Consider the following 26,203-nt stretch of genomic DNA (forward strand, 5'->3'; position numbering starts at 1 on the left):
CGCCGTCGAAAGCTTCGACGACACCGTTCTCGAGGTGTTCGACAAGCGACACACCACGAAGGATCTCGTCGTCGCTCTTCGCACGTTGAGCGAGGTCGGGATCGCGGTCAACCCGACGTTCGTGGCGTTCACCCCGTGGACGTCGCGGGCAAGCTACGCGGACTTCCTCGCGGCGATCTGTGATCTGGGTCTGGTGGAGTCGGTGGCCGCGGTGCAGTACGCCATCCGCCTCCTGGTCCCCGCGGGGTCACGGCTGCTCGACCGCACCGACATGCAGGAGCACCTCGGAACGTTCGACCCCGAGGGACTGTGCCACCGCTGGACCCATCCGGATCCGCTGATGGACGAGCTGCAAAGCGTCGTCTTCGCCGTCGCCGAGGACGCCGCACGCGTCGGGTGGAGCCGAGTCGAGGTCTTCGATCGGGTCCGGCAGCATGCTGCGCAGCTGCTGGGTGGACCGGAGGCGGAGAGGCTGGCCGCGTTGCAACCGACAACGAGCACCTCGCTGGCAGCTCCCTACCTGACCGAGCCCTGGTTCTGCTGCGCGGAGCCGGTTCGCAGCCAGCTGGAACCGCTGCTCTAGGGTTTCGGGACCAGGTCCAACTCGTCCGGGACGGCGAACATCAGCACCTGCTGGCAGAAGCTGATCCAATCAGGGGACACCGCATCGAACACGACATCCTCGCCCGGCCACATGGCGCGGGTCACCGTGTAGTCGTCGTGCAGGAAGACAACGCTGTCGTCGGTCAACTCGTCCACCCGGGCGGCCGCGTCCCATCCGGCGGCGACACGTAGCTGGCCCAGCTGGTACGCCTTGCAGTACGGCCGCCACAGGTGATCGTCGGCGCTGGTCGGGTCGAGCCGCACCTGCACCGATCGCAGGGCCCGGGCGGTGTCCAACCGGCCTGCCGCGACGGCGATGTCGTACGCCGTGCGCTGCTCCGGCCCGGTGCCGAACGGGTCGGCACCGTGGTCGAGCAGTAGCTGCACCATCGGCGTGTCGCCGCAGCCGGCGGCGCGATCCAGCGCCGACCAGCCGTCGTCGTCCCGGGTATCGACGATCGCACCCGCGTCGAGTGCCGCCGTGGCCGCCTCGATTGATCCATTCGCGACAGCAGTGAACAGCGGCGCGGACTTGTCCTGGCTCTCGGACACGATGTGCTCCCGGTGGTTGTGCACACCTACCTTTCGGACATCGTAGGTATCGGGAGAACCGGATACCAGTTGCACGTGGGGGCGAGCAGGCCTGTCCGGCCGGGTGTTGACATCCGGTTTTTCGCAAGGTTCCGTATCGGTGAGCGCCCGCAACGAAGAACGTCATTGTGGCGATGGCACGGGAGGTGGGAGTGCTGCCCGAGCAATCAACCCGCCTGTCGTCGATGGCCGAGGCCGTCCCACCGCCGGCGGCGCAGCGTCCTGAGATCTTTCCGCGCGGAGTCCGGCCCGCCGTGTTCCGGGCACTGTGGCTTGTATTGGTGCTGCTGTTCCTGGTCCTGACCGGGCTGGTCGTCCAGTTCGCGCGGCTGCGATGACAGCCGTGGCAGGCGGCCGGAAGGAGGTGAGGTTATGGCCCAGGTGGAAGCGGAGCTCTCGGCGCTCGAAATGACCGACGAGGAGCTCGCGCGCGTGTTCGGCGGATACGTGGAGCCGGTGGACAGCGAGTGTCCCCCGGAAATCGCGTCCGTCGACTACTCGACGTCCGAGTCGGTGGTGCTGTAGCCGGCCCGATCGGGTAGCTGTGGCTCGACGTGTCGAACAGGGCACGTCGAGCCTTTCAGGTCCTGGCACATGTCTGCGCCGAAGTGATCCATCAGCGTCACCATCACAGGTCCATCCCTACCGCTCATGATCGGGGCATCAAATGGCCATGCCGCAGTACCGGGACGCCGCCACGGAGATCAGCGCGCTGCTCGACCTTGAGCAGCCGCCGGTCGCGGTCGCGTTCGTGGAGCAGGTCCCTGACGGGGTCGAGACGACCACCGCTGTGTCCCCCTCGGCCTGCGCCTTCTGGCGGCGGGGCGAGCAGGAGGTGTTCTTCGCGGCCGCAGCGCAGCACTACAACTGCCCGGTGGGCTCCATGGTCATGGGCTTCGATATGCCGGCCGAGGTCATGCAGGAGCTCGGCGGCCTGGTGGAAACCATGTGCGGCTGGTCCTACCTGGGCGCCGAGGAAGGCGCCAAGATCCCTTCGGTGGGCGGCAACGCCGGTGGTGCCGTCTACGGGCCGCTGGGATCGTTCCCCGTCACCCCGAAGGCCGTGGTGATGTGGCTGACCCCAAAGCAGGCGATGGTGTTCAACGAGGCCATCGGCACGGCGAGTTGGGCGGCGACCCCGGCCCGGGTGGGTGGACGCCCGGCCTGCGCCGCGATCCCGTTGGCCCTCGGCTCCGCGACGCCGACCCTCTCGTTCGGCTGCATCGGCATGCGGACCTTCACCAGCATTGCCGACGACCGGATGCTCGCTGTTGTGCCCGGTGACCAGATCGAGTCGTTCACCGCGGCCCTGAGGTCCACCGCCGAGGCCAACGGCAAGATGCTCGGCTTCTACCAGAGCCGACTGGCGGCGGTCACCGCATCGTGACCCTTCGCAGTTGGTAGGCATCCACCAGCCGATGGCGTAGCGTCGGTCGAACGGCCATTCAGGCCGCGGCCGGCGCCGCGCCGGCGGGACGCCTCCGGGAGGTTCGACCGAATGGGACGGCCGGCCACTGTCGCCCCCGACAACACGCCACTACCGGAACGGGAACTGCTCGCCCGCGTGTTCCGCACGCTCGGCGAGGCCCGACGGCTGAGCATCATCGAGCTGATCATCGAGCATGGCGAGCTGTCGCAGTCGGAGCTGTTCCAGCGGCTGAACATCCCGCAGTCACGCGCGTCGGAACACCTGCACTGCCTGGTCTGGTGTGGATTCCTCACCGTGGAGCGACGCGGGCGCCGGCTCATCTACCGGGTCGCCGACGAGCGGGCGCAGGAGTTCCTCAGGCTGGCTCGGACGTTCCTCAGCGAGAACGAGGCGGCGATCACCACCTGCCGCGCGCTCTGACGAGCCTTGTCCCGCCACACGCCACCTGTCTAGCATCAATGAAACCGGTTTACCGGATTCTTCGTGGTTGAAGCCGTCAGGAGCACCGCGTGGGTGGATCGCCGTACCGGCCGGACGATCCCGACGACCTCGCCGTCACGCCGGCCGAACGGCGGCTCTGGCTGCTGCACCGGATCGCCCCGGACGACCCGGCATACCACGTGTGCCTGCCGATCCGCATCGACGGGTTGCTCAACGTCGCGACCCTTCGTCTGACGGTCGTCGCCCTGATGCGGAAGCACCCGGCACTGCGCTTCCGCTACGTCGAGCGCGACGGCGAGGTGTGGCGAAAGGTAGACCGCCGAGCGAATGATCCGATGGCACTGGTCGAACTGCCCGCCGCACAGGTTCCCGCCGTCGTGCGGGGCATCGCCCGCCGCCCGATCGACCTCGCCGCCGGCCCGGTCACCCGCTGGACCCTGCTGCGCGTCCGCCGCGACGAGCATGTCCTGGTCTTCTCGACACATCACATCGTGTTCGACGGGGCAAGCCTGGCCCCTCTCACCGCCGACCTGACCTCCCTGAGCGCCGCCCTGGCCGCGGGACGACCCCCGCCCGCAACACCGAAGGACACCCACCGGGGCGGCGCCGACACCCACGACGACGCGCCGGTCCACCCGCCGGACGACCGTGACCGACGGGCGGACGATCTCACGTTCTGGCGGCGGCAGATGTCCGGCCCGCCGACTCCCGTCTCGATCTGGCCACCCGACGCCGCACCCACCAACCGGCCCCGGACACCGGCCGCCGTCACCTACACCACCACCCTCGGCCCCGACGAGGTGGACCACCTCCACCGCTTCGCCCGCCACCGATCCGCCACCATGCCCATGGTCCTGCTGGCCGGGCTCGCGGCCACGATCCACCGCTACACCGGCCACCACGACCTTGTCATCGGCACCCCGGTCAGCCTCCGCGAAACCCCCACCGACCTGGCCCGCATCGGGCTCCGGCTCAACCCGCTGCCGCTACGCCTGCGACCCACCCCCGCCACCACTCTCGACGCTCTCGTCCGCCAGTGTCGCGACACGCTGCTGGAGGCCGTGGAGCACCGGCACACCCCCTTCGAGACCATCGTCGACGTGGTCGGTCCACCACGATCGCCACGGCACACCCCGCTGTTCCAGGTGCTGCTCACCTACCAGACCGAACCGCCCGTACCCCGGCTGCCCGGCGTGGTCACCACGTCGCTGCCACCGCCGACCCCGGCCGCGAAATACCACCTCAGCCTCACCGTCACCGTCGCGGCCGACCGGGTGGCGCTGACCTTCGAAGCCGACGCGGCCGAGTGCCGCGCCGACACGCTGGAAACCTTTGCCCAGCACGTCGGCGAGCTGCTGCGGGCGGGCATGGGCGATCCGCAGCGCCCGATCGGGGCCCTCGCGGTGTCCGGGAGCCCGGCCGCGCCGTACCGCCGACGGATCGAGTCCAGCGGCGCGCCAGGCGGCCTCGCCCGCCTCGTCGAACAGACAGCCGACCGGCAACCCGACTCCGTCGCCGTCTACGGTCACCACGAACAGGTGACCTATGCCGCCCTCGATCGCCGCGCGAACCAGCTCGCACACGCGCTGCGGGCTCGTGGCGCCGCACCGGAGCAGGTGGTCGGGGTGTACCTGCCCCGCACCCCGGATCTCCTCGCCACCCTTCTGGCCGTGGTCAAGGCCGGTGTCGCCTTCCTGCCGCTGGATCCCGACCTGCCGGCCCACCGGATACGGCTGATGCTGACCCAGGCCCGGGCGACCCTGCTGGTCACCACCACCGCGCTGGCGGCGCAGTCCGGTCACCGCGGCCCGACCCTGCTCATCGACGCCGGCGACACCGCCGTGCGCGGTCGGCCGTGCCGCCGGCCACGGGTGCCGACCGACCCGGCCAACCTGGCGTACGTCCTGTTCACCTCCGGCTCCACCGGCCTACCCAAAGGTGTGGCGATCACCCAGGCAGGAGCTGTCAACTTCCTGCGCTGGGCGACGGCGGAGTTCGGCCGCGACGCTCTCGCCGGCCTACTTGCCCTCACCTCCGTCGGCTTCGACCTGTCGATCTTCGAACTGTTCGCCCCGCTCCTGGCCGGTGGCGCGGTCGTCCTGGTCGACCGCCCGCAGGCACTCCCGCCGCACCCGGCCGCCCCGCAGGCAACCCTGGTGAACACGGTGCCCTCGGTGCTCGACGCACTCATCGACGCCGACGCGCTGCCGGCCGGGCTCCGGTACGCCAACCTGGCCGGCGAGCCGTTGCCCCGTGAGCTCGTCTCCCGGCTGCGTCACCACCTGCCGGACCTGACCGTCCGCAACCTCTACGGACCGTCCGAGGCGACCACGTACGTCACCAGCGGGATGGTGGGCGACGGCGACGGGCCCCCCGCGATCGGACGTGAGGTCGCCGGGGCGCGGATCTGGCTTGTCGACACCGACGGACATCCGGTGCCCGACGGCATGCGCGGCACGCTGCTCGTCGGTGGCCCACCGCTGGCCCGGGGTTACCTGCACCGTCCCGCGCTCACCGCCGAGCTGTTCGTGCCGGACCACCTCGGGCCGGCGGCGGGGGACCGGCTGTACCGGACCGGTGACCTGGCGCGGCGCGGAAGGACCGGCACGATCTGGTTCCTCGGCCGGCTGGACCGGCAGATCAAGGTGCGGGGTGTGCGGATCGAACTCGAGGAGATCGAGCGGGTCCTGCGCGACCACCCGGCGGTCCGAGACGTCGCGGTGGTGCACACCGCCGCGCCACACGAGCGGCTCGTTGCGTTCACCGTCCCCGGTCCCGTGCCGCCCGAACCCGGCGAGCTGGCGGCCTACCTGCGGCAACGACTGCCTCCGGTGATGACCCCGGCCGCCTGGTCGACGCTGGCCCGGCTGCCCCGCACGGACAACGGCAAACTGGATCGGCGCCGGCTCGCCGAGCACGCCGCCCGCGTCGCACCCGCCCGGACCACCGCCGTGCCGCCCCGGTCCGAGTTGGAGCGGACCATCGCCCGCGTCTGGTGCTCCGTCCTGGACCGGCCGGACGTCGGCGTGTACGACGGCTTCTTCGACCTCGGGGGCAACTCCCTGCTGCTGCTCAAGCTGTACGGTCGGCTGCGCGCCGCGATCGACAGCGACCTGCAGGTGGTCGACCTGTTGCAGTGGCCGACCATCGCCGCGCTCGCGGACCGGCTGCAAGGATCGGGCAGCACCGAGCATGCCGCCGCCGGCAACGGCGCATCCGCTCACCGGTCGTCCGACGCTGCCGCCGGCCGGGGACGGGCCCGCGCGGCCGCACGCCGGGCCGCCCTCAGACGTCGCGGAGGTGAAGCCGATGACGACGACGCCGAGCCGACCGGCCGCTGACGACGCGGCAGGCGCGGAACCGGTGGCGGTGGTCTCCATGGCCGGCCGGTTTCCGGGAGCACCCGACATCGGCACCTACTGGGCGAACCTCTGCGCTGGCATCGAGAGCATCACCCGGTGGACCCCGGACGACGCGATCGCGCGTGGGACAGATCCGCGACGTGCCCGCGACCCGCGATTCGTCGGTGCCGAAGGGGTGCTCGAGGGTGACGACCTCTTCGACGCCGAGTTCTTCGGATTCACGCCCCGGGAAGCCGAGCTCATGGACCCACAGCACCGGATCTGCCTCGAGGTGGCGTGGGATGCGTTCGACACGGCGGGATACGACCCCGCCACCCTCGACCGCCCGGTCGGGGTGTACCTCGGCGCCGGACTCAGCGCGTACCTGATCCGGAACCTGCTCCCGCACGGCCGGCTGCTCGACCAGGTCGGTGGCTTCCCGCTGCTGATCCACAACGACAAGGACTTCCTGCCGTCGACGGTCTCCTACAAGCTCGGCCTCACCGGGCCCAGCATCGCGGTGGGGACCGCCTGTTCGTCCTCCCTGGTCGCGGTGCACCTCGCCGTGCAGGCACTGCAGGCCGGGGAATGCGACCTCGCGCTGGCCGGTGGCGTGTCGCTCCAGGTCCCGGCCCGCCAGGGCTACGTCTACCGGGAGGACGGCATCTACTCCCCGGACGGCCGGTGCCGTGCCTTCGGCGCCGACGCGGCCGGCACGGTGGGTGGCAGCGGCGCCGGCGTGGTCCTGCTCAAACGGCTGTCCGACGCCCGCCGCGACGGTGACCACGTCCACGCCCTCATCGTCGGATCGGCGGTGAACAACGACGGCGCGGCGAAGTCCGGCTACACGGCACCCGGGTCCGACGGACAGACCGCCGTCATCGCGGAGGCCCAGGCCGTCGCCGGCCTAGCCGCCGACGCCATCGGGTACGTCGAGGCGCACGGCACCGGCACACCGCTCGGCGACGCCGTCGAGGTCAGAGCCCTCACCAGAGCCTTCCGGGAAACCACCGGCCGACGCCAGTACTGCGCCATCGGCTCGGTCAAGCCGAACATCGGGCACCTCGACGCGGCGGCCGGCGTGGCCGGTCTGATCAAAACGATCCTGGCGGTCGAGCACGGGCTCCTGCCGGCCAGCCTGCACTGCCAGCCGGCCAACCGCAGCCTCGGGCTGGCGGAGACCCCGTTCCGTCTGAACCCCACCACCACCGCCTGGCGGCAGCCCGACGGACCTCGCCGGGCCGGGGTGAGTGCCTTCGGGATCGGCGGCACCAACGCCCACCTCATCGTGCAGCAGGCCCCGACACCGGCTGCGGAGCCAGCAGGGCGGCGCTGGCAACCACTGCTGCTGTCCGCCTGCGACGCCGATGCCCTCGCCCAGGTGCGGGGAAGAGTCGCCGCGCGGCTACGCCAGTCCGACCACCCGCCACCCGAGCGTGCCGCCCTGGCGCAACTGGCGATCACCACGGCCGGGCAGCGCGCCTACTCGCACCGCGCCGCGGTTGTCGCCGAGACCGCCGACGACACCGCCGCGGCGCTCGACACCGCCCCACCGAACCGCGACCTGCGTCAGCTGCTGCCTGACCGGCGGACCGAGGCGGTCGCGATCTCCGACCGGCCCGTGGTGTTCCTGTTTCCCGGCCAGGGCGCCCTGCCGGCGGCCCTCGCCGACCTGGCCGAGGACGAACCGGCCCTCGCCCACCACCTGCGCACGTGCGCCGCCGCCCTGCTGCCATGCGGCGTCGACCTGTGGGCCGCATTGAGAGGCGCCGGCGGCGACGATCCGGCCATCGCGCAGCCCACGCTGTTCGCGGTCGAGTACGCACTCGCGCAGACGTTGCGCGGCTGGGGGATCGAGCCGTCTCTCGTGCTCGGACACAGCCTGGGTGAGTATGCCGCCGCCACCGTCGCCGGCGTGTTCGATCTGCCGGAGGCGCTGCGTCTCGTGTCGGCCCGTGGCCGGCTGTCGGCGCAGCTGCCGCCCGGCGCGATGCTGGCGGTCGCCAGTTCCCCCGGCCGCCTCCACGATCTGCCCGGACAGGGCCTGACGGTCGCCGCCGTCAACGCCGCGGACCAGTGCGTGGTCTCCGGTCCGGTGGCGGCCGTGGCGGCGCTGGACGATCGGCTGCGGCGAGCGGGCGTCACCACCCACCGCCTCCCCGCCAACCGGGCGTACCACTCGCCCGCAGTGGACGGCATCCTCGCGGAGTACCGCAAGGAGGTGACCCTCACGACCCGCCGGGCCGCCGGAATCACGGTGATCTCCGGAATGGATGGCGGACCCGCGTCGGCGGACGACCTGAGCCACACCGACTACTGGGTACGGCAGTTGCGGGAGCCGGTCCGGTTCGACGTCGCGCTGGGGGAGGCGCTGCGACTCGACGACGCGGTGCTCGTGGAGGTCGGCCCCGGTGCGGCGCTGGGCACCCTGGCGCTGCGCCACCCGCACCGTACGCCGGCGCACGTCGTGCACAGCGTGCTGCCACCATCCGGGCCGGAGGGCGACACCCGGGCGGTACGGGCGTCGTTGGCGACCACGGCGGCACGGCTGTGGACCGCCGGCGTCACCGTGGACCGACCGGCGTTACTCCGGCCCGCACCACCGGCCCGCCGTCCACTGCCGGCTCGCCCGCTGCGCCGGCGCCGCTTCTGGCTCGAGCCTCCGGCCGGGGCGGACCGGCCTGGCGGGCAACGGGTCGCGCCGGCGGTCGTCGACATCACCACCCACACCGAAAGCCTTGACCAGCTGTCGCGTCCGCGAGGCGCCGCCGATCCGGACATCGCGACGGCCGCCGCGGCATGTGACCAGCTCTGCGCGGCACTGGCGCTGCGATTCCTCACCGAGACGGGAGTGGACACCTCCGCGGGCGCCCGGCACCGGCTCGCCGACCTCGACGCCCGGCTGCGACCCCTGCCCGCCTACCGCCGCCTGGTCACCTACCTGCTGGACATCCTGGCCGAGGATGCCGTCCTGGTCCGCGCGGGTGACGAGGTGGTGTTCGCCGAGCGGGCGGCCGACCCGGACCCGGACCTGCTCGCCCAGCGTCTCGTCGCCCGATTCCCCGCGTACCGCGGAGTCGTCGAACTGGTGCGGCACTGCGTACGCCACTACCGTGACGCCCTTCGGGAACCCGGCGCGGCGCTCGCCGTCCTCTACCCCGAGGGACGTGGCGACCTCCTGCAACGGGTACTCGGCCAGGCCTGCGACCAGCGGCCGGCCGACGACGTCGACCGACAGATCCAGGCTCTGACCCGGCTCACCGACCACCTCACCGCAGGCCACGAACGCCCATTGCGGGTGCTCGAAGTCGGCGCCGGGGCGGGTCGGCTGACCCGGCAGCTCGCCACCGCGCTCGGCAGCCGGGCCGACTATCAGGCCACCGACATCTCACCGATGTTCGTCGCGCACCTGCGCCGGGAGGCGGAGGGCGGCCTTGCGCCGGTACGCGTCGGGCTGTTCGACGTCACCCGGGACCACGTCGCCCAGGGCTATCCGTCCGGCGGCTACGACCTGGTCGTCGGCCTCGACGTGGTGCACGCCACCCCGGACGTGCCGGACACGCTTCGTCGGCTGACCCGGCTGCTGGCACCCGGCGGGGTGCTGGGGTTGGTCGAGACCACCGCGACACACCGGTGGCTGTCCATGGTGTGGGGCCTGTCCGAGGGGTGGTGGTCGTTCGCCGACCGGCTGCGCGACCGCACTCCGCTGCTGGACCATGACGGTTGGCGTACTGCGGTGAACGCACTCGCCGGTCACCGTGGCGTCGTCCTGCCCGAGGCAGCCGCCGGCGGCGACCGCGGCGACGCCGCGTTGATCCTGGTGCAGGCCGTCGCGGGGGAACACCAAAGCCCGGCGGCCGGGCTGCCGGCCGCTCTGCCCGCCCGGCAGCCCGACATGGCGGACTGGTGCTACACGCCGACCTGGCGGCGGGTGCCGATGCCGGCCGGGTCGGCCGTACCGGGGACCTGTCTGCTGTTCGCCGCCGGTCCGCTCGGCGACCGGGTCGGCGAGGAACTCAGCGCGCGTGGCTGCCATGTCACCGTGGTCCGGCCCGCCCCCGGGCGCTCGAACCGGCCGAACCCGGCGGCATACCACGGGGACGTGTCCGTCGAGCCTGGTGACGACGAGGCCGTGCGGCGGATCCTCGGCCCGGTCCGCCCCGATCTGGTGGTCCATGCCTGGCTGGCGGACCTGCCGGCCGGGCCGGCGGCGGAGACCAGCCTCCGGGACCAGGAGTACGGGCTGCACCACCTGCTGGCGATCGCCCGTGGTCTCGGAGACACGGCGGCCGGAGGCGTGCGGCTGTCGGTCGTCACCCGCGCCGCGCAGGACGTTGTCGGGGGTGACCTCGCCAACCCCGGCCAGGCCACCGTGCACGCGGTCACCAAGGTCGTGCCGCGTGAGCTGCCATGGGTCCGATGCGACAGCATCGACCTGCCCGAAGGCGGCGACCCGGATCGGGACGCCCGGCACGTGCTCGGCGAACTCGTCGCCGACCAGTCCCGGCCAGCGGTCGCCTACCGTGGGGGCCGCCGGTGGCTACCCGGGGTCGAGCCGGCCCGCCTGCCCGACCCCGACCGGTTCGGCGACGCACTGCGACCCGGCGGCGTGTACCTCGTGGTCGGTGGACTCGGCGGTATCGGGCTCAGCCTGGCCGCCTCGCTCGCATCGCTGCCCGCGACCGTCGTCCTGACCCGACGCGAGCGGTTCCCGGCACCCGAGGAATGGACGACGTGGCTCCGGGCGCATCCCGAGGACGACCCGACCGCGCTGTCGATCCGCCGCCTGCGGCGGCTGCAGGAAGCCGGGGGACAGGTCGACATCGCCCAGGTCGACGTGACCGACCGGGCCGGAATGCGCGGCGTCGTCGAGCGGGTGGTGACTCGGCACGGCCCGATCACCGGCGTGATCCACGCCGCCGGCGTACCCGACTTCGGCGGCATGATTCAGCGTCGCACCAGGGACGATACGGTGACCGCGACGGCCGCCAAGATCGAAGGCACCCTCTCGCTCGTCGCGGCGCTCGGCGACCAACGCCCCGAGTTCGTCCTCCTCAGCTCCTCGATCGGCACCGTGCTGCACCACCTGAAGTTCGGCGAGGTCGGCTACCTCGCCGGCCACGAGTTCCTCAACGCCTACGCCGCACACCGCGCAGACGACCCGACAGTACCGCCCGCCGTGCTCGCCGTGGCCTGGACCGACTGGTTGGAGGCCGGCATGTGGGCGGCGGCGCAGCGCCGGCTCGCCGGCCGCTACGCCCCGTCCTCGCCGACGGCACTGCGGCCCGACAGCGACATCCTGCACGGCATCACCGCGGCGGAAGGGACGGAAATCTTCCGCCGGGTGCTCACGCACCGCCCCGCCCCGACAGTGATCATCTCTACCCAGCCGCTCGACGAACTCCTCGCCGTGCACGCCGCGTACACCCCACAGGCGCATGTCGCGCTGTTGGCGACGATGGTTCCGGTACCGGGTGCGCGCCGAGGTCCGGAGCAGCTGGACCGGCGTCCGGTGCCGGAGACGCGGACCGAGCAGATCCTCGCTGATCTGTGGAGCGAGCTGCTGGGGTTCGACCGGCTGGGAATCGACGACCACTTCTTCGACGAGCTGGGTGGCGACTCCCTTGTGGCGCTCCGGATGCTTGCCCGCGTCCGCGAGGCGACCGGGGTGACGCTGCCCGTCGCGCAGTTCTTCGGTGCCCCGACGATCCGCACCCTGGCCGCCCGCCTCGATGGTGCGCAGCGACCGGAGTCGGATGACATCGTGGCGGGCGACGACGACGTGTTGATCTGACCGTTACTGGCCTCAGCCGGCGGACAGGCGCAGCCGGGCCTCGTGGACCTGGCCGAACAGCGGCAGCACGTACGCGGGCCTGCCGCAGCCCAGCGCCTCCGCGTCGCGCTCCACCTGGCCGGTCGGATCCCGGCATTCGGGCGGCCACATCACCGTGATCCAGTTGACCCCGGGACGCAGCGCGTCCGTGGGGACCGCCAACCGGGTCGAGGCCCACACCGGGGACGGTGGCAGGTCGCCCAACCGGGTCGGTCCGCAGTACACCCCGGCCGTCGAGCCGGATCCGGTCGGCATGCGGTAGGTGATCCACAGGCTGCCGTCGACCGGTGTGTCGACCGCGAAGCCGAAGACCGAGCGTCGAGCGGTCGCGTGGTGATGGGCCCGGGGAGCAGTCCAGTTCGGGAGCGGATGGCCGTCGGGGTGCGGTGTGGCGACGAGGTCGAGGTCCTGGCGTGCCGGGTGTCGGTCGGCGTCGGATGCCAGTGCGCGCTCCGGCTCGTCCTCGGCCAGCAGATCGTCGAGGCAGGCCCGAAGGGTCCACAGCTCCGGGGATAGGGCGGGTTGCGCCGCCAGGGCGGCGATGAACGGCCAGACCCGTTCGTCTCCTGCCAGTCGGGAGACGGCAGGGTGCGTCCAGGCCGGCTTCGGTGCGGCGAGCACGTCCCGGGCGTCCGCGAGCAGCGACCGTGCGGACGGCGCCAGCCGCAGCGCCGCAGCGAGGCGGGCTCGGACGACCGTGGCCGGCTGTCCCTGGTACGCCAGGTGGGCGGCGGCCCGCGCTTCGACGAAGCCTCGGAGTTCGGTGTCGGGCAGCCCGGCACCGGGGCGGGTCGAGCCCGGCGGCCGGTGGCAGATCGCGTCCGTGACCGCCGCCATGGCCCGCTCGATCCCGGTGTCGGACAGGTGGCAGTAGTCGTGGAAGGCGGACTCGTCGGGCAGGTCGGGCAGGTCCGCAGCGGCGAGCACCTTCCGCAGGTCGACGCACGGCCAGCCGTGGGCGTCCGCATAGGACACCAGGAGATCCTGTACGGCGCCGACGGCCCGGGGGGTGTATCGGACGAACAAGCCGCACACCGCGTCGCGGGACTGCTCGAAGCCCTGGCGGGCCAGGGCGCCGTCGCCGAGCCTGGTGGCGGCGAGGCCGAGTAGATGCCCGGGGATCGGGCTGCAGCCGCCGTCCAGCTGCGCCATGCGCCGGGCTGGTGCCGGCACCTCCTGCGGGCGGTTGTCGGTGAGTGCTTGCTGCGCCTCGGCCCGCAACGCGTACCACTGCCGCAGCGTGGGCGCAGGCAGGGCGGTGGTCTCGATGTCCGCCGGTGGTGTCCAGGCGCGCAGGTTGAACTCGGGCACCACGATGATGATCTCCGCGCCGCAGTTCTGCCGGGCAGCGGCGAGCAGGTCGAGATAGCGGCGCGCCGGCGGCAGCACCACGGCCGACTGGAATACCCGCCGCAGGCCGGGGTAGCCGTCGGCGCGGAGCGCGTCGGCGAGTTCGTGGTGCAGATCGAGGCCGTCGGGGTGCTCCGGGGATGCCGGGTGGGCCGCCGTCAGGCCGGGCGGTGGCAGGGCCCAGTTGTTGCCGGCGAACGACACGATCACGTCCGGTTCGAGTGCCGCGACATGTTCGGCGACCTGGCAGAGGTCGTGGCCGTCGGCCCCGGTCCTGGACAGGTCCACGCACTGGTAGTCGCCGGCCCGGGCCAGCTGGCCGGCGAGCACGCCGGCCGGGGTGAAGCCGGGGTCGTACGGCCAGCCGTGGGCGGCCGACTCGCCGAGCAGGACCACCCGCCGGGCCGCTTTGGCACCGGGAATGTCGGTGACCGGCGACCAGTCGGCGTCGGTGAGGTCCGGCTGGTCGGGTCGGCGGAGCAGCGCCACCCCGTCCGGGCTCGGCGCGATCCGCCACGGCCCGATCGTGCCGTCGCTCGCGGTCGGGTCGAGGCGTCGGGCGTCGTCCCGCCGCCGGGCGGCGTGCTGCAGGTCGGTCAGCACCGTCGTGCCCCGACTGTCCGCGAGCAGCTGGGCGAGCTGCTCCAACGCGGCGCGCAGTCGCCGATCACCGGTCATGTCGGCCACCTAGACGAAGCTGTAGACGTCGGTGGGGATGCCGCCCGGGCGGACCGGCGCGACGTCGTCGACGACGTCGTGCCAGCCGGGGGGCAGATCGGCGCGTCGCAGCACGATGTCCTCCACGGCGAGGGCGTCCAGCCGGCACCGGACCAGACCCGCGAGTGCGTCGGCCGGTGTGCAGACGATCGGTTCGCCGCGCAGGTTGAAAGAGGTGTTGAGCAGGATCGGGTATCCGGTCAGCGTCCCGAACGCGGTGAGCAGCGCGTGGAAGCGGCGGTCCACGGCGGCGTCGACGGTCTGCAGGCGGGCGGAGCCGTCCACGTGCGTCACCGCCGGAAGCGCGCCGGGATCGCGTACCTGGGCGACGTCGAGCATGAACGGCGAGGCGACATCGAGGTCGAAGAAGTCCCGGGCCCGTTCGGCGGCGACGGCCGGTGCGAAGGGGCGGAACGCCTCGCGCTGTTTGACGAGGGCGTTGATGTGATCGCGGGTGTCGGGACCGCGCGGGTCGGCGAGGATCGACCGGGCACCCAGGGCGCGTGGCCCGAACTCCATCCGGCCCTGGTACCAGCCGACGACCTTGCCGGCGGCGATCATTGCCGCCACGTCGGCGACCAGGTCGCCCTCCCGGCCGCGGTAACTGCGGTAGGGCACGCCGGCCAGGTCCAGCGCCCGTTGCAGCTCGCCGGTGTCGTAGGCGGGACCGAGCCGGGCGTCCGACAGCCGCCGGCGGGTGTACGTGCCGGTCTCCCGGTGGTGCACGATCGCGGCGGCACCGATCGCGCCGCCGGCGTCGCCCGCGGCGGGCTGGATGAAGTGCGCGGTGAACGGACCGTCGCGGCGGATCCGGGCATTGGCGACGCAGTTGAGGGCCACCCCGCCGGCGTAGCTGAGGTTGTCGCTGCCGGTCTGCCGCGACAGGTACCGGACCTTGTCCAGCAGAATCTCCTCCAGCACGTGTTGCACGCTGCGGGCGAGGTCCCGGTGGAACTGGGTCACGGGCTCATCCCTGGCTCTCGGCGGCGCGCCGATCCGCTGCGCCAACGCGTCCCGGTACATCCGGTCCGGGGTGGTGAAGTCGAAGCAGCTCTGGTCGAGGCGGAACTGGCCGCCGGCGAGGTTCTCGACGAGCGTTTCGACCCGGCCGACGAGGGCCGGTCGCCCGTACGGCGCCAGCCCCATCACCTTGTACTCGTCGCTGTTGACGTCGAACCCCAGGTAGCTGGTGACCGCGCTGTAGAGCAGGCCCAACGAGTGGGGAAACGACACCTCCTCGAACAGTTCGATGCCCTCCGGGCCGCCCCGACCGTAGCTGGTCGTGGTCCATTCGCCGACCGCGTCGGCGGTGAGCAGCGCCGACTCGGCAAAACCCGAGCAGTAGAAGGCGCTGGCCGCGTGGGCCTCGTGGTGGGTCACCGACATGACCGGTCCGTCGTAACCGAGCAGTTCGCGAATCTCACGGTACGGTCGGTCCGCGTCGAGGCGGCCGAACCAGTGCGGCGCGGCGGACGGCAGATCCGGCAGGCCCTGCCAGAGTTGACGGCTGAGCCGGGCGGCCGGGTTCTCGTAGTACGCGATCCGGTCGACGTCGGCGATCGTCAGTCCAACCTGGCGCAGGCACGCCCGCATCGCCTGGGCGGGCATCGCCGGCTCGTAGCGTCTGCGGGTGAACCGTTCCTCCTGGGCGGCGGCGACCAGTTCGCCGTCGACCAGTACCGCGCACGCGGCGTCGTGGTAGAGCGCGGAGACGCCGACAACGATCATGGTCGTGGGCGGTTCAGGCCGGCGTCCAGTCGGTGACGACGCCGGCCCGAGCCCGGCCCTCGTCGCGTACCCGGATGGCCAACCGGCCGGTGCCGAGGTCGGGACGCCGCGGCAGCATGATCTTGAGACGTCGATACCAGCTGTCGCCACCGGGAGCCCGTGCGCTGAGGTAGAGGAAACGCTCGGCTGTCGGCCCGTGCACACACTCGCCGCGGAATCCCGTCGAGCCGTCCGGTCGGCTCGTGGCGGCCACCACACACTCGTACCGTAGGCCACCGTCGTCGGTCGGGGTCCCGGCCAGCAGCCGGTCCTTCCCGGCCTGGAGGCCGACCTCGAACGCGTCCGCCGTCGGGGGCAGCCCGTCGGCCACGATGGTCAGGGTCACCTGAACGTCACTCAACCTACCGCCTCCTGAACTGTCGGCCCCGTGGTGTCGGCCTGCAGCACCGAAGCGGTGGCCGCCGCGGAGAGTCCGAGCACGGTGCGCAGGTAGTCGCGTACCGCAGCGTGGGCGTCGTCCGGGCGAAGGCCCTGTGCGGCCAGCGCTTCGACAACCGCTGCCAGGCGCGTCCGGTAACTGTCCGGCAGCCGGTCCGCCACCGGCTGCAAGGTGACGTACTCGGCGAACAGGTAACGCTGCCGTACCGAACTGTCGTGGAAGAAGCCGCTGAACTCCTCCAGCGGGTCCGCGTGGCCGAGCGCGCCGATGTAGACCAGCTCGTCGGAAGCGTCGTCCTGCACGGCGCCGCCCCGGACGTGGTTGTTGGCGCGCAGCGACCGCACCGGGCGTACCGACCACCCGCAGGTCCGCGCGGCCAGCTGGTACAGCACCGTGGTGTCGTAGAAGGGGGTGCCGGGCGGGGTCGCCGGCCGCCCGTCGGCCGCCCGGGGCACCACCGCCGCCAACCGTTGCCGTTGCCGGCGGCTCGGGGTGCGGGTGTACCATCGCTCGCCCTCGACCTGCCGGTTGAACCGGTCGTAGGCGTAGATGCCGGGGGAGATGCCGGAGACCGCTGCTCGCACCTGGCGGATCGCGTCGGCGTCGAAGAACAGCAGGTAGGGCGCGGCCAGCGGAGCCCCGAGCCCGGCGTCGTACGACCAGGCGCACCGCAGGGCGACGCCGCCCGCGGGTGCCGCGAGGTCGGTGAGCACCCGGTGGTCGAGCACCAGGCAGCCCGGCTCGATCCAGCCGAAGTCGCCGGTGGTGGCGGCGAAGACGAGTTCCAGGACGCCGGCGTCGTCCCGGCGTGCAGCTATGCGGTGGAACGGTCGGGGCAGCTGGCGTGCGAGCCAGTCCGACTCCTGCGCGGTCAGGCCGGAGCCGACCACCACCACGGGCAGCTCGGGGGGAAGGCGTCGTTCGCAGGCGAGCAGCCAGTGCAGCAGCCCGGTGGTGACGTGCAGGTAGTACGCGCCCCGGGGGATCTGGTGCCGCTGGTGGAAGTCCCGTAGCCGGCGTGACTCCCGGCGCTGGTCGCGGTCCCCGATCTGCCGTCCGAGCCAGCGCCGCGCGTCGTCGCCGGCTTCGTACAGCGGTCGCAGCAGCGCCGACGGTGCGCCGGTCGATCCGAAAGCCAGCAGGTTCCCGTAGCAGTCGCGCACCGCGTAGTAGCCCCGCCACTGCTCGCCCAGGGTGGTCCCGCTGGTCAGATGCGCGCCCCAGTCGTCGAGTCGCCGGCGCAGCACCTCGGGCTGGCGTACGTACAGCACCGCGTCCGGGTCCGGGCGGTCGTCGGCTCCGGTGGTCGTCGGCGGTCCGAGGCGGAGCCGCAGCGTCGCGCCGTGGCCGGTCAACCAGGCGGCGGTGGACTCGACGAGGTGGGCCCGGAAGCCGAAGAACTGCTCGTAGTAGGCGACGGCCTTGCCGATGTCGCCGACGGTCAGGCAGGCGACTGTGCCCGGCCGGCGGGCCGGCGGTGGCGTCGGTCGCACCCGCACGCCGGTACCGTAACATCCGGGAAGCCAGATGTATCACTGTCCGACTCGGGCCGATGTTCATCCATCAGGGAAACCTGATACGGGGCTTGTGCGGCAACCGCACCCATGGTCAAGTTGGGCGCTATGGCGGTAACGATCGGCGTCGTTGGGCTCGGCAAACTCGGTCTGCCGGTCGCGGCGGCGCTCGCCCTACGGGGCTACCAGGTCATCGGATACGACCGGGACGACGCCCGGATGCGCACCGCCGCGCTGTCCCGGTACGAACGCGGACCGGACGGTAAGGGCACCCTCGCCGACATGGTGGACGACACCGTACCCCTGCGGTTCGCACCGCTACCCGAGCTGCTGTCCGCGGCGGACTGCGTCTTCGTGGTGGTGGAGACACCGCACCGCCCAATGTACGAGGGCATCACCCCGCTGCCGGACTCCCGAGCGGACTTCGACTACACCGCGCTGCGGCGTGCCGTGAGCGACGTGGCCGCCCACGCGCCCCGGCCGATCGAGATCGGCGTGATGTCCACCGTGCTGCCCGGGACCATCCGCGCACAGATCCTGCCGGTCGCCAGAGCGCACCCGATCCTCTACTGTCCACAGTTCGTCGGCATGGGACGCGTCGCGCAGGACCTGAGCCGGCCGGAGTTCACCATGATCGGTGCCCCGGCCACCCACCGCCTCGGCACCGTGTCTACGGTGCTCGCCAGCCTCGCCGACGCACCCCTGTTCGAAGTCTCGTACGAGACCGCCGAACTCGCCAAGGTCGTCTACAACACGTTCGTCAGCGCCAAGGTGACCGTCGCCAACCTGGTCCAGTGGATGGCGCACGAGACCGGCGCGGACGCCGGAGACGTCCTGCGGATCATCCGCAGCGGGGACCAGCGCCTGACCAGCGCGGCATACCTCAGCCCCGGTATGGGCGACGGCGGGCCCTGTCATCCGCGGGACAACATCGCGCTCTCCTGGCTGTTCCGGGCGCACGGCGGCGAGGCCGACCTGTTCACCGGCGTCATGCGGACCCGGCAGGCGTACGTGGAGTGGCTGGCCCGGCGGTTCGCCGAGTACGCCGGCCCCCTCCCGATGACGGTGTTGGGCACCGCCTTCAAACCGGGCACGGACCTGCAGACCGGCAGCTCCTCGGCGCTCATGGTGACCATGCTCCACTTCGCGGGAGCCACGGCGGAGGTCGTCGCCACGCCCGCGGATCTGATCGGCCGGCCGCCTGCCGCCGCCGCCCGCGCCTACTTCATCGGCTGCCCGGAACCCGAGTTCACCGGGTACCCCTTCGCGGCGGGCTCCGTGGTGGTCGACCCCTGGCACGTCGTGACCGACCGGCCGGGGGTCACCGTCCACCGCATCGGTGGGCAGCCGTCGCCGGCTGTCGCCGGATGAACCGCCGTCGATTCGGCTCTGTCGTATCAGGACATCCTGTTTTAGGATCGCGCCATGACGCCAGCTCCTGCCAGCGGAGCCAAAACGGATAGCACCACCCAGTCCCCGGTCGAGACCGCCGTCGCCGATGCCCGCTTCTTCCGGGTGCTGTCCGACCCGACCCGGCTGGCCATCCTGCGGCTCCTGCTCGACGGGGAACGCAGCGTCAGCGAACTTGTCAGCATCCTGAACGTGCCGCAGAGCCGCGTGTCGAACCATCTCGCCTGCCTGCGCTGGTGCCGGTTCGTCGAAGTCGACCGGGTGTCCCGCCGAGGCGTGTACCGGATCGCCGACCCCCGGCTGCGTGACGTGCTCGCCGTCGCGCAGATCGTCGCCGGCGACCAGTGCGACCACCTCAGTTCCTGTAGCCGGATCGGCCCCGACTGGATCTGACCCGGCCGGCACACCAGTGAGCCCGCGCCCGCCCGACGCGAAAGGGAACCCGCCGTGGAGGAAGCCGATATCGCCGGGTTCCGGGTGTCGCCGGTGCAACGGCAGACGCACCAACTCGCGGCCTGGGTACAGGCGGCGTACCCGCTTCCCGCCGCCACCTCGGGTGTCGGATGTGATCCGGACCGGCTCGCGGCGGCGGTGCGCCAGGTCCGACACCGGCACGAGGCCCTGCGGACCCGGGTCCGGTCCGCGACCGAACACCAGGTTCCCGTCCAGGTCATCGACGAAGCCGACCACGGACTCGACGCGGTGGTGGATCGGGTCGACGCCCCGCCGGCGGGAAGCGCGCACGACGGTGACCCACTGTTGCGAATTCTCGCCGCCGAACGAGACCAGATCGACCTCGAACAGGGGCCTGCCGCCCGGATCACCCTGGTCCACTGCCACGAATCGCCGGTGCTCGTCCTGACCGGGCATGCCGCGGTCACCGACGACGAATCCCTGCGCATCGTCGCCGCCGAGATCATCGCGGCATACCAGGGCCGCCCGCTGCCCGAGGTGGCCGTCCAGTACGCCGACTTCGCCGCCTGGCACCACGACCTGCTCGCCGACGCGCAGGGCACGACCCGGCGGGCGTACTGGGAACCGCACCGCGACCCGGCCGTTGCGCTGGCGTTGCAGGATCTGCTCGCCGACACCGGCGTGACCGGACCGTGGCAGGTCGACAGCCGAACTCTTTCCCCCACAACTTGTGCCGCCATGCGATCCGTCGCCACCGCGACGACCACCACCCCCGGTGCCGTCGCCGCGACCGCCTGGGCCGTCCTGCTCTGGCGGATCGCCGGCGAACGGGACGTGCTCTGCGACCTGCTGCTGCCCGGCCGGGCGGCCTCGGAGCTACGCCGGGCGGTCGGACCGTACGCCCGGCAGGCACCGGTGGTCTGCCGGTTCGCTGCGGGCACCAGCTGGCCCGACGCGGTGGCCCAGGTCCACCGGATCCTGCTGGATGCCGCCGAACACGTCGACGATCTCCAGCCGGCGGCAACGCCGGCGGCACGGCGGGCACCGGTGTTCGAGTGGGTCCACCACGTCGACCAGCTCGACGGCGGTGCAGCGGACCGCACCGTTGACGACCCGCCACCGCCACTGGCCGCCATCGGCCGCGTCGGCGCACCGGTCGCGTTGCGGCTCACCCTGGCACCCGACGGCGTGCGGGTCCACCTCGGCTACGACTCCGGGCGGCTGCCACCGCCGGCGGCGGCCACTCTGCTCGACCGGTTCCGGGTCGTCCTGGACCGGCTCGTGGGGGAGGACGCCCCGACTGTCGACGCGGTCAGCCTGCTGCTGCCCGGCGAGGCACAGCGGCTGCGCACCGGCCGGTCCGGCCCGACAACCGTGCCGACCGGCGCGGCGACCCTGCACGACGCGATCGCCAGTCAGGCCGCCCGGACACCGCTCGCCGTCGCCGTCGACGACGGTGTCCACCGGTTGACGTACGAGCGGCTGGACAAAACGGCCACGGCGCTCGCCGTGCGGTTGGCGGCCGCCGGCGCCGGCGCCGGGCAACGGGTGCTGGTCCGGACCGCTCGCGGCGCGGAACTCGTCGTCGCGCTGCTCGCCGTGACCAAGACCGGCGCGGCGTACGTGCCGGTCGACCTCGGCCAGCCGGCGAAGCGGGTGCGGTTCGTCGCAGAGGACGTCGATGCCCGGCTCGCGGTCCTCGGTCCCGACACCGCCACCGAGGACCTGCCACCGCAGGTGCACCCGGTACGACTCGACCTGACCGCGCCCGGCCCGGAGCGGGTCGGGGCGGAGCCCGCCGTCGGCCGCGGCAGCGACATCGCCTACGTGATGTACACCTCCGGCTCCACCGGGGCGCCCAACGGTGTGCCGGTCACCCACTACGGCCTGCTCAACTACCTAAGCTGGGCGGCGCAGGCGTACCGGCTCGGCGACGGCAGCGGCACCGTCGTGCACACCTCCGCCGGATTCGACCTGACCCTCACCGCGCTACTCGGACCGCTGCTCGTCGGGCAGCGGTGCCGACTGGTCCCGGACGGACCGGGCCTGGCCGGACTCGTCGCGGTGCTGCGCGACGAACCCGACGTCACCCTGCTCAAGCTCACCCCGTCCCAACTGGACGCGCTGCTGGCGGTCATCCCGGCGGCGCGGCTGGCCGCGCAGGTGCGCACCCTGGTCCTGGGTGGCGAGCCGCTGCGTGCCGAGCAACTGGCGGACCTGCGCGCCCAACCCGCCGGCATCACCATCGTCAACGAGTACGGACCCACGGAGACCGTGGTCGGATCGTGCGCGTACCAGATTCACCCGGACACGCCAGCATCCGGCCCGGTGCCGCTCGGCGACCCGATCGCGGGCACCCGGATCCACCTGCTCGACCGATTCGGCGCTCCGGTTCCGGACGGTGCGGTCGGGGAGATCGTCATCGCCGGCGCCGGTGTCGCCGACGGCTATCTCAATCGGCCGGAGCTCACCCGGCGGCGGTTCGTCACCGATCCGGCCGACCCGACCGCGCGCGCCTACCGCACCGGGGACCACGCCCGCCGTGACGCCGCAGGCCAACTCATCTTTCTCGGCCGCACGGACGATCAACTGAAGGTACGCGGCTACCGGATCGAACCCGGCGAGGTGGAGACCGTGCTGGCCGGCCACCCCCAGGTGGTGCAGGCCGCGGTCGCCGCCGGGTCCGCGCCGGGGGAGCCGAGCCGCAATCATCTCGTCGCGTACGTCGTCGTTGCACCGGCCGCCGCAGTGTCCTCGGCCGACCTTGTCGCCTACTGCCGGCAGCGGCTGCCGGAGTACCTCGTCCCGGCCGACTTCCGCACTGTCGCCCACCTGCCACTGACGTCCAACGGGAAGCTCGACCGCGCGGCACTCGCGGCACAGGCGACGGTCGACCCCGAAGCGAGCTCGCCGTACCTGGCGCCGCGCACCGAAACCGAGGAGATCCTCGCCGGGGCGATCGCCGCGGTGCTGCGCCGGGACCGGGTCGGCGTCGACGACAACTATTTCACCATCGGCGGCGACTCGATCCGCAGCGTGATGGTGGCCAGCCGGGCCCAGGCCCGCGGCGTCGCGGTCACGGTCGCCGACCTGCACCGCTGGCCGACCGTCCGGGCCCTCGCCCAGGAAGTGACCGGGCAGCCAATGGTCGCCGAGCCGGCGACCGCCCCGTACAGCCTCATCTCCGCCGAAGACCGGGAGCTGATGTCCGCCGACGTCGAGGACGCCTTCCCACTCAACCTCCTACAGGAAGGCATGATCTTTCACCGGGACTTCGCAGCGAAGTCCGCCGTCTACCACGCCATCGCCTCGGTACGGCTCACGGCGCCGCTGGACGTGGACACGCTGCGTACGGTGATCCGGCAACTGGTCGAGCGGCACCCGATGCTGCGGACCTCGTTCGACCAGACCACGTTCAGCCGCCCCCTGCAACTCGTGCACCGAGGCTTCCCCGACCCGCTCTCCTACGCCGACCTTCGCGGCCTCACCCCCGACGAACAGCAACGGCACATCGAGGCGTGGGTGGACAGCGAGAAGCAGCGCGGCTTCGAACTCGAGGAGTACCCGCTCATCCGCTTCATGGTGCAGCGGCTCGACGACGCGACGTTCCAGTTCACCTACGGCTTCCACCACGAGATCGTGGACGGCTGGAGCGAGGCGCTGATGGTGACCGAACTGTTCGGACACTACTTCTCGATCATCTTCGGCGAGTCATGGACCCCGGCACCGCCGCGCTCGACCATGCGTGACGCCGTCGCACTCGAGATCGAGGCGCTGCGCCGCCCCGCAAACATCACCTTCTGGTCGGAGTACCTGCGCGACGCCACCCTGATGCGGCTGCCCCGGCTGAACGCGGCACCCACCGCCGACAAGGGCGCCCGGGAAATCGTCCGGATCGCGGTGCCGATCTCCACCGACCTGTCCGACCGACTCAAGCGGCTTGCCCTGGATCACGCCGTACCGCTCAAGAGCGTCCTGCTCGCCGGCCACCTGGCCGTGATGAACCACTACCACGGGCAGCCGGACACCCTCACCTACACCGTCACGAACGGGCGCCCCGAGCAGGCCGACGGAAGCACCGCGATCGGCCTGTTCGTCAACAGCCTCGCGGTGCGGGTCGCCATGACCGGCGGCACCTGGCTGGAGCTGATCGCCGACACGCTGGCCAGCGAGCGGCGCTCCCTGCCGTACCGGCGGCTGCCGATGGCCGAGCTGAAGCGGCACCAGGGCAACGAGCCGCTGGCCGAGACGCTCTTCTTCTTCACCGACTACCACGTCTTCCGGGAACTGGACCGGTGGCGGGCCCGCGGCATCGAGCACGTCGCGACCGAACTGTACGGCGAATCGACCTTCCCGTTCTGCGCCATCTTCCGGCTGAACCGGGACAACGGACAGCTCGAGATTCGCATCGAGTACGACAACCTCCAGTTCGACGCCGAGCTGATGGATCAGATGGCCCAGGACTACCAGCGGGTCATGACAGCCATGGTCAGCGAACCCGAGGCGGCATACCACCGCACAGCCCTGCTGTCGGAACCGGAGCTGACCCGCGTACTCGATGAGTTCGCCAACGGCGGGCCCGCACTGGGAGGCGACGCGCGGCTGCCCGACCTCATCTGGGCGCAGGCCCGGGCCACCCCCGACGCGGTCGCGGTCAGCGCGCCCACCGGCACCCTCACCTACGCCGAACTGACCCGCCGGGCCGGAGGGCTCGCGCGAACCCTGCAGGAGTACGGCGCCGGCCCGGAGCGCCTGGTCGGCCTGCTCGTCGGCCGCAGCGTCCCGACAGTCGTGGCGGTACTGGCGGTCCTGCGATCCGGTGCCGCCTACCTCCCGATGGACCCGAACCATCCCGACGAGCGGCTCAACAGCATCGCCGGCCAACTCCGACCGGTCGTCGTCCTCACCGAACCCGGCCAATCGCACCGGATCACCACCGCGCCCGTGCTCGCGCTGCGCGACCGGCCTCCGTTCATCGAACCGCCGAGCCGGCCCACCGCCGTCACCGGCGTCCCGACCGCATCCGACAACCTTGCCTACGTGATCTCCACCTCGGGATCCACGGGCACCCCGAAACACGTCGGCGTGACCCATCACAGCCTGGTCAACTCGACCCTGGCCCGCACCCAGTGGTACCGGCAGGCGCCGGCGAAGTTCCTCCTCGTCTCATCGCTGGTCTTCGACAGCTCGATCGCCGGGCTGTTCTGGCCGCTGTGCACGGGCGGGGCGGTGTACCTGCCCACCGAGGGCAGTCAGCTCGAACCCGCCCGTCTGCTGCGCCACATCGCCGAGGAGAACGTCACCCACACCCTCGCCGTGCCGTCGCTGCTGTCCACCCTCCTCGAGCAGGCCGAACCAGCACAACTGTCCACCCTGGAGGTGATGATCGCGGCCGGCGAGGCCAGTACGAAGGACCTGCACGCGGCGGCCCGGCGGGTGGCGCCGGCCGTGCGACTCGTCAACGAGTACGGGCCGACCGAGGCCACCGTCTGGGCGACCGCCTGGACAGGTGAGCCGATCCCGTACCGCACCCAACTGCCGATCGGCCAGCCCGTGGCCGGAGTCCGGGCGTACGCGCTCAATTCCCACGGTCAGCCGGTTCCGATCGGGGTGCCAGCCGAACTCCTCCTCGGCGGCACCGGCGTCGCCCGAGGCTACCTCGGCAGGCCCGGCCGCACCGCCGCCCGGTTTCTCCCCGATCCCTTCGCGGCCCGGCCGGGCGCGCGCATGTACCGCACCGGGGACCTGGCCCGGCACAGGACGGACGGCCAACTGGAGTTCCTCGGCCGCACCGACCACCAGGTGAAGATCCGCGGTTTCCGGGTCGAGCTCGGCGAGATCGAAGGTGTGCTCGACACCCATCCCGCAGTCAGCCGCGCGGTGGTGGTGGCGCGCGCCGACGGCGGCGGGGACCTGGCCCTGGTCGCCTACGTCGCGGTGACGTCGATGGACCCGCCCGACGCCGCCGGCCTGCAGCAGTACCTGCGCGACCGGCTGCCGAAGTACATGGTGCCCGCCACGATCGTCCGGCTCGACGCACTGCCGTTGACCGGCACCGGCAAGGTCGACCGCAGCGCCCTGCCCGCCGTCGACAGCACCGCCGCCCGGGCGACCGCGCCGTCGGCCCCGCGTACCGACACCGAGCAGGTGATAGCCGCGGTATGGGGACAGGTACTGGGCGTGGACGCCGTCGGCGCCGACGACGACTTCTTCGACCTGGGAGGCGAGTCACTGCGCGCGATGCAGGTGGTCACCCGCACCAACAAGGTCTTCGGCCTGCACCTTCCGGTGCGGACCATCTTCGACGCCAGCACCGTCACCTCGTTCGCCGAGGCCGTGGACCGGGCCCGCGCCGCGGCCAACCCGCCGGCCACCGTGCTGACGAGCGGGTGA

At 72.0% G+C, this 26,203-nt stretch carries 14 protein-coding genes and 1 pseudogene; 10 read left to right on the forward strand and 5 right to left on the reverse strand.

The window, feature by feature from the left end; genetic code table 11:
• Positions 1–583: pseudogene (locus AB0M52_RS01280) on the forward strand (CUAEP/CCAEP-tail radical SAM protein); the annotation flags it as partial.
• On the opposite strand, the gene AB0M52_RS01285 reads toward AB0M52_RS01280, so the two are convergent.
• On the reverse strand, positions 580–1,155 hold the full coding sequence (locus tag AB0M52_RS01285) for an ankyrin repeat domain-containing protein (RefSeq protein ID WP_363947224.1): 576 nt from the start codon (positions 1,153–1,155) through the stop codon (positions 580–582). The pseudogene AB0M52_RS01280 and the gene AB0M52_RS01285 sit on opposite strands and share 4 nt — an antisense overlap.
• Before the next feature lie 173 nt (positions 1,156–1,328).
• Here AB0M52_RS01285 and AB0M52_RS01290 point away from each other — a divergent pair, with 173 nt between their 5' ends.
• The 6 genes from AB0M52_RS01290 to AB0M52_RS01315 all read left to right on the forward strand — a co-directional run bounded on the left by AB0M52_RS01290 (position 1,329) and on the right by AB0M52_RS01315 (position 12,199).
• Positions 1,329–1,532, forward strand: coding sequence for a hypothetical protein (locus AB0M52_RS01290; protein WP_363947227.1), 204 nt, complete (start codon positions 1,329–1,331; stop codon positions 1,530–1,532).
• A gap of 34 nt (positions 1,533–1,566) precedes the next feature.
• Positions 1,567–1,719, forward strand: a complete 153-nt coding sequence (locus tag AB0M52_RS01295) for a hypothetical protein (protein WP_158566236.1) — start codon at positions 1,567–1,569, stop codon at positions 1,717–1,719.
• A gap of 148 nt (positions 1,720–1,867) precedes the next feature.
• Positions 1,868–2,581, forward strand: coding sequence for a DUF169 domain-containing protein (locus AB0M52_RS01300; protein WP_233513177.1), 714 nt, complete (start codon positions 1,868–1,870; stop codon positions 2,579–2,581).
• A 111-nt stretch (positions 2,582–2,692) separates the two neighbouring features.
• The gene (locus tag AB0M52_RS01305; RefSeq protein ID WP_363947231.1) at positions 2,693–3,043 is read left to right on the forward strand and encodes a metalloregulator ArsR/SmtB family transcription factor; all 351 of its coding nucleotides are present in this window, start codon (positions 2,693–2,695) and stop codon (positions 3,041–3,043) included.
• 89 nt (positions 3,044–3,132) lie between these two features.
• Positions 3,133–6,405: an amino acid adenylation domain-containing protein gene (locus tag AB0M52_RS01310; protein ID WP_363947233.1), complete on the forward strand. Its 3,273-nt coding sequence runs from the start codon at positions 3,133–3,135 to the stop codon at positions 6,403–6,405.
• Positions 6,374–12,199 (forward strand): SDR family NAD(P)-dependent oxidoreductase, encoded by a 5,826-nt coding sequence (locus AB0M52_RS01315; RefSeq protein WP_363947235.1) that lies wholly within the window; start codon positions 6,374–6,376, stop codon positions 12,197–12,199. Before AB0M52_RS01310 ends, AB0M52_RS01315 begins: the two co-directional genes overlap by 32 nt.
• A 12-nt stretch (positions 12,200–12,211) precedes the next feature.
• Here AB0M52_RS01315 and AB0M52_RS01320 read toward each other — a convergent pair whose 3' ends face one another.
• The 4 genes from AB0M52_RS01320 to AB0M52_RS01335 are packed head-to-tail and all read right to left on the reverse strand — an operon-like array spanning position 12,212 to position 17,971.
• Complete coding sequence (locus AB0M52_RS01320) at positions 12,212–14,266, reverse strand: hypothetical protein (RefSeq protein ID WP_363947238.1); 2,055 nt, start codon at positions 14,264–14,266, stop codon at positions 12,212–12,214.
• A 9-nt stretch (positions 14,267–14,275) separates the two neighbouring features.
• Positions 14,276–16,033, reverse strand: a complete 1,758-nt coding sequence (locus AB0M52_RS01325) for a carbamoyltransferase C-terminal domain-containing protein (protein ID WP_363947240.1) — start codon at positions 16,031–16,033, stop codon at positions 14,276–14,278.
• A gap of 13 nt (positions 16,034–16,046) precedes the next feature.
• The gene (locus AB0M52_RS01330) at positions 16,047–16,433 is read right to left on the reverse strand and encodes a DUF5990 family protein (RefSeq protein ID WP_363947243.1); all 387 of its coding nucleotides are present in this window, start codon (positions 16,431–16,433) and stop codon (positions 16,047–16,049) included.
• Positions 16,430–17,971, reverse strand: coding sequence for a VOC family protein (locus AB0M52_RS01335; RefSeq protein WP_363947246.1), 1,542 nt, complete (start codon positions 17,969–17,971; stop codon positions 16,430–16,432). The genes AB0M52_RS01330 and AB0M52_RS01335 overlap by 4 nt, the downstream gene beginning before the upstream one ends.
• 123 nt (positions 17,972–18,094) lie before the next feature.
• On the opposite strand from AB0M52_RS01335, the gene AB0M52_RS01340 reads away from it, so the two are divergent.
• Genes AB0M52_RS01340 through AB0M52_RS01350 form a run of 3 tightly spaced genes read left to right on the forward strand, consistent with a single transcriptional unit; the run spans position 18,095 to position 26,203 of the window.
• Positions 18,095–19,357, forward strand: coding sequence for an NAD(P)-binding domain-containing protein (locus tag AB0M52_RS01340; RefSeq protein ID WP_363947249.1), 1,263 nt, complete (start codon positions 18,095–18,097; stop codon positions 19,355–19,357).
• Positions 19,358–19,411: 54 nt separating this feature from the next.
• Positions 19,412–19,789: a metalloregulator ArsR/SmtB family transcription factor gene (locus AB0M52_RS01345; RefSeq protein WP_363947252.1), complete on the forward strand. Its 378-nt coding sequence runs from the start codon at positions 19,412–19,414 to the stop codon at positions 19,787–19,789.
• Between the two features lie 54 nt (positions 19,790–19,843).
• Positions 19,844–26,203, forward strand: a complete 6,360-nt coding sequence (locus AB0M52_RS01350; protein WP_363947255.1) for an amino acid adenylation domain-containing protein — start codon at positions 19,844–19,846, stop codon at positions 26,201–26,203.

It is taken from the genome of Micromonospora sp. NPDC051296 (assembly GCF_040682255.1).
Lineage (GTDB): Bacteria > Actinomycetota > Actinomycetes > Mycobacteriales > Micromonosporaceae > Micromonospora > Micromonospora craterilacus.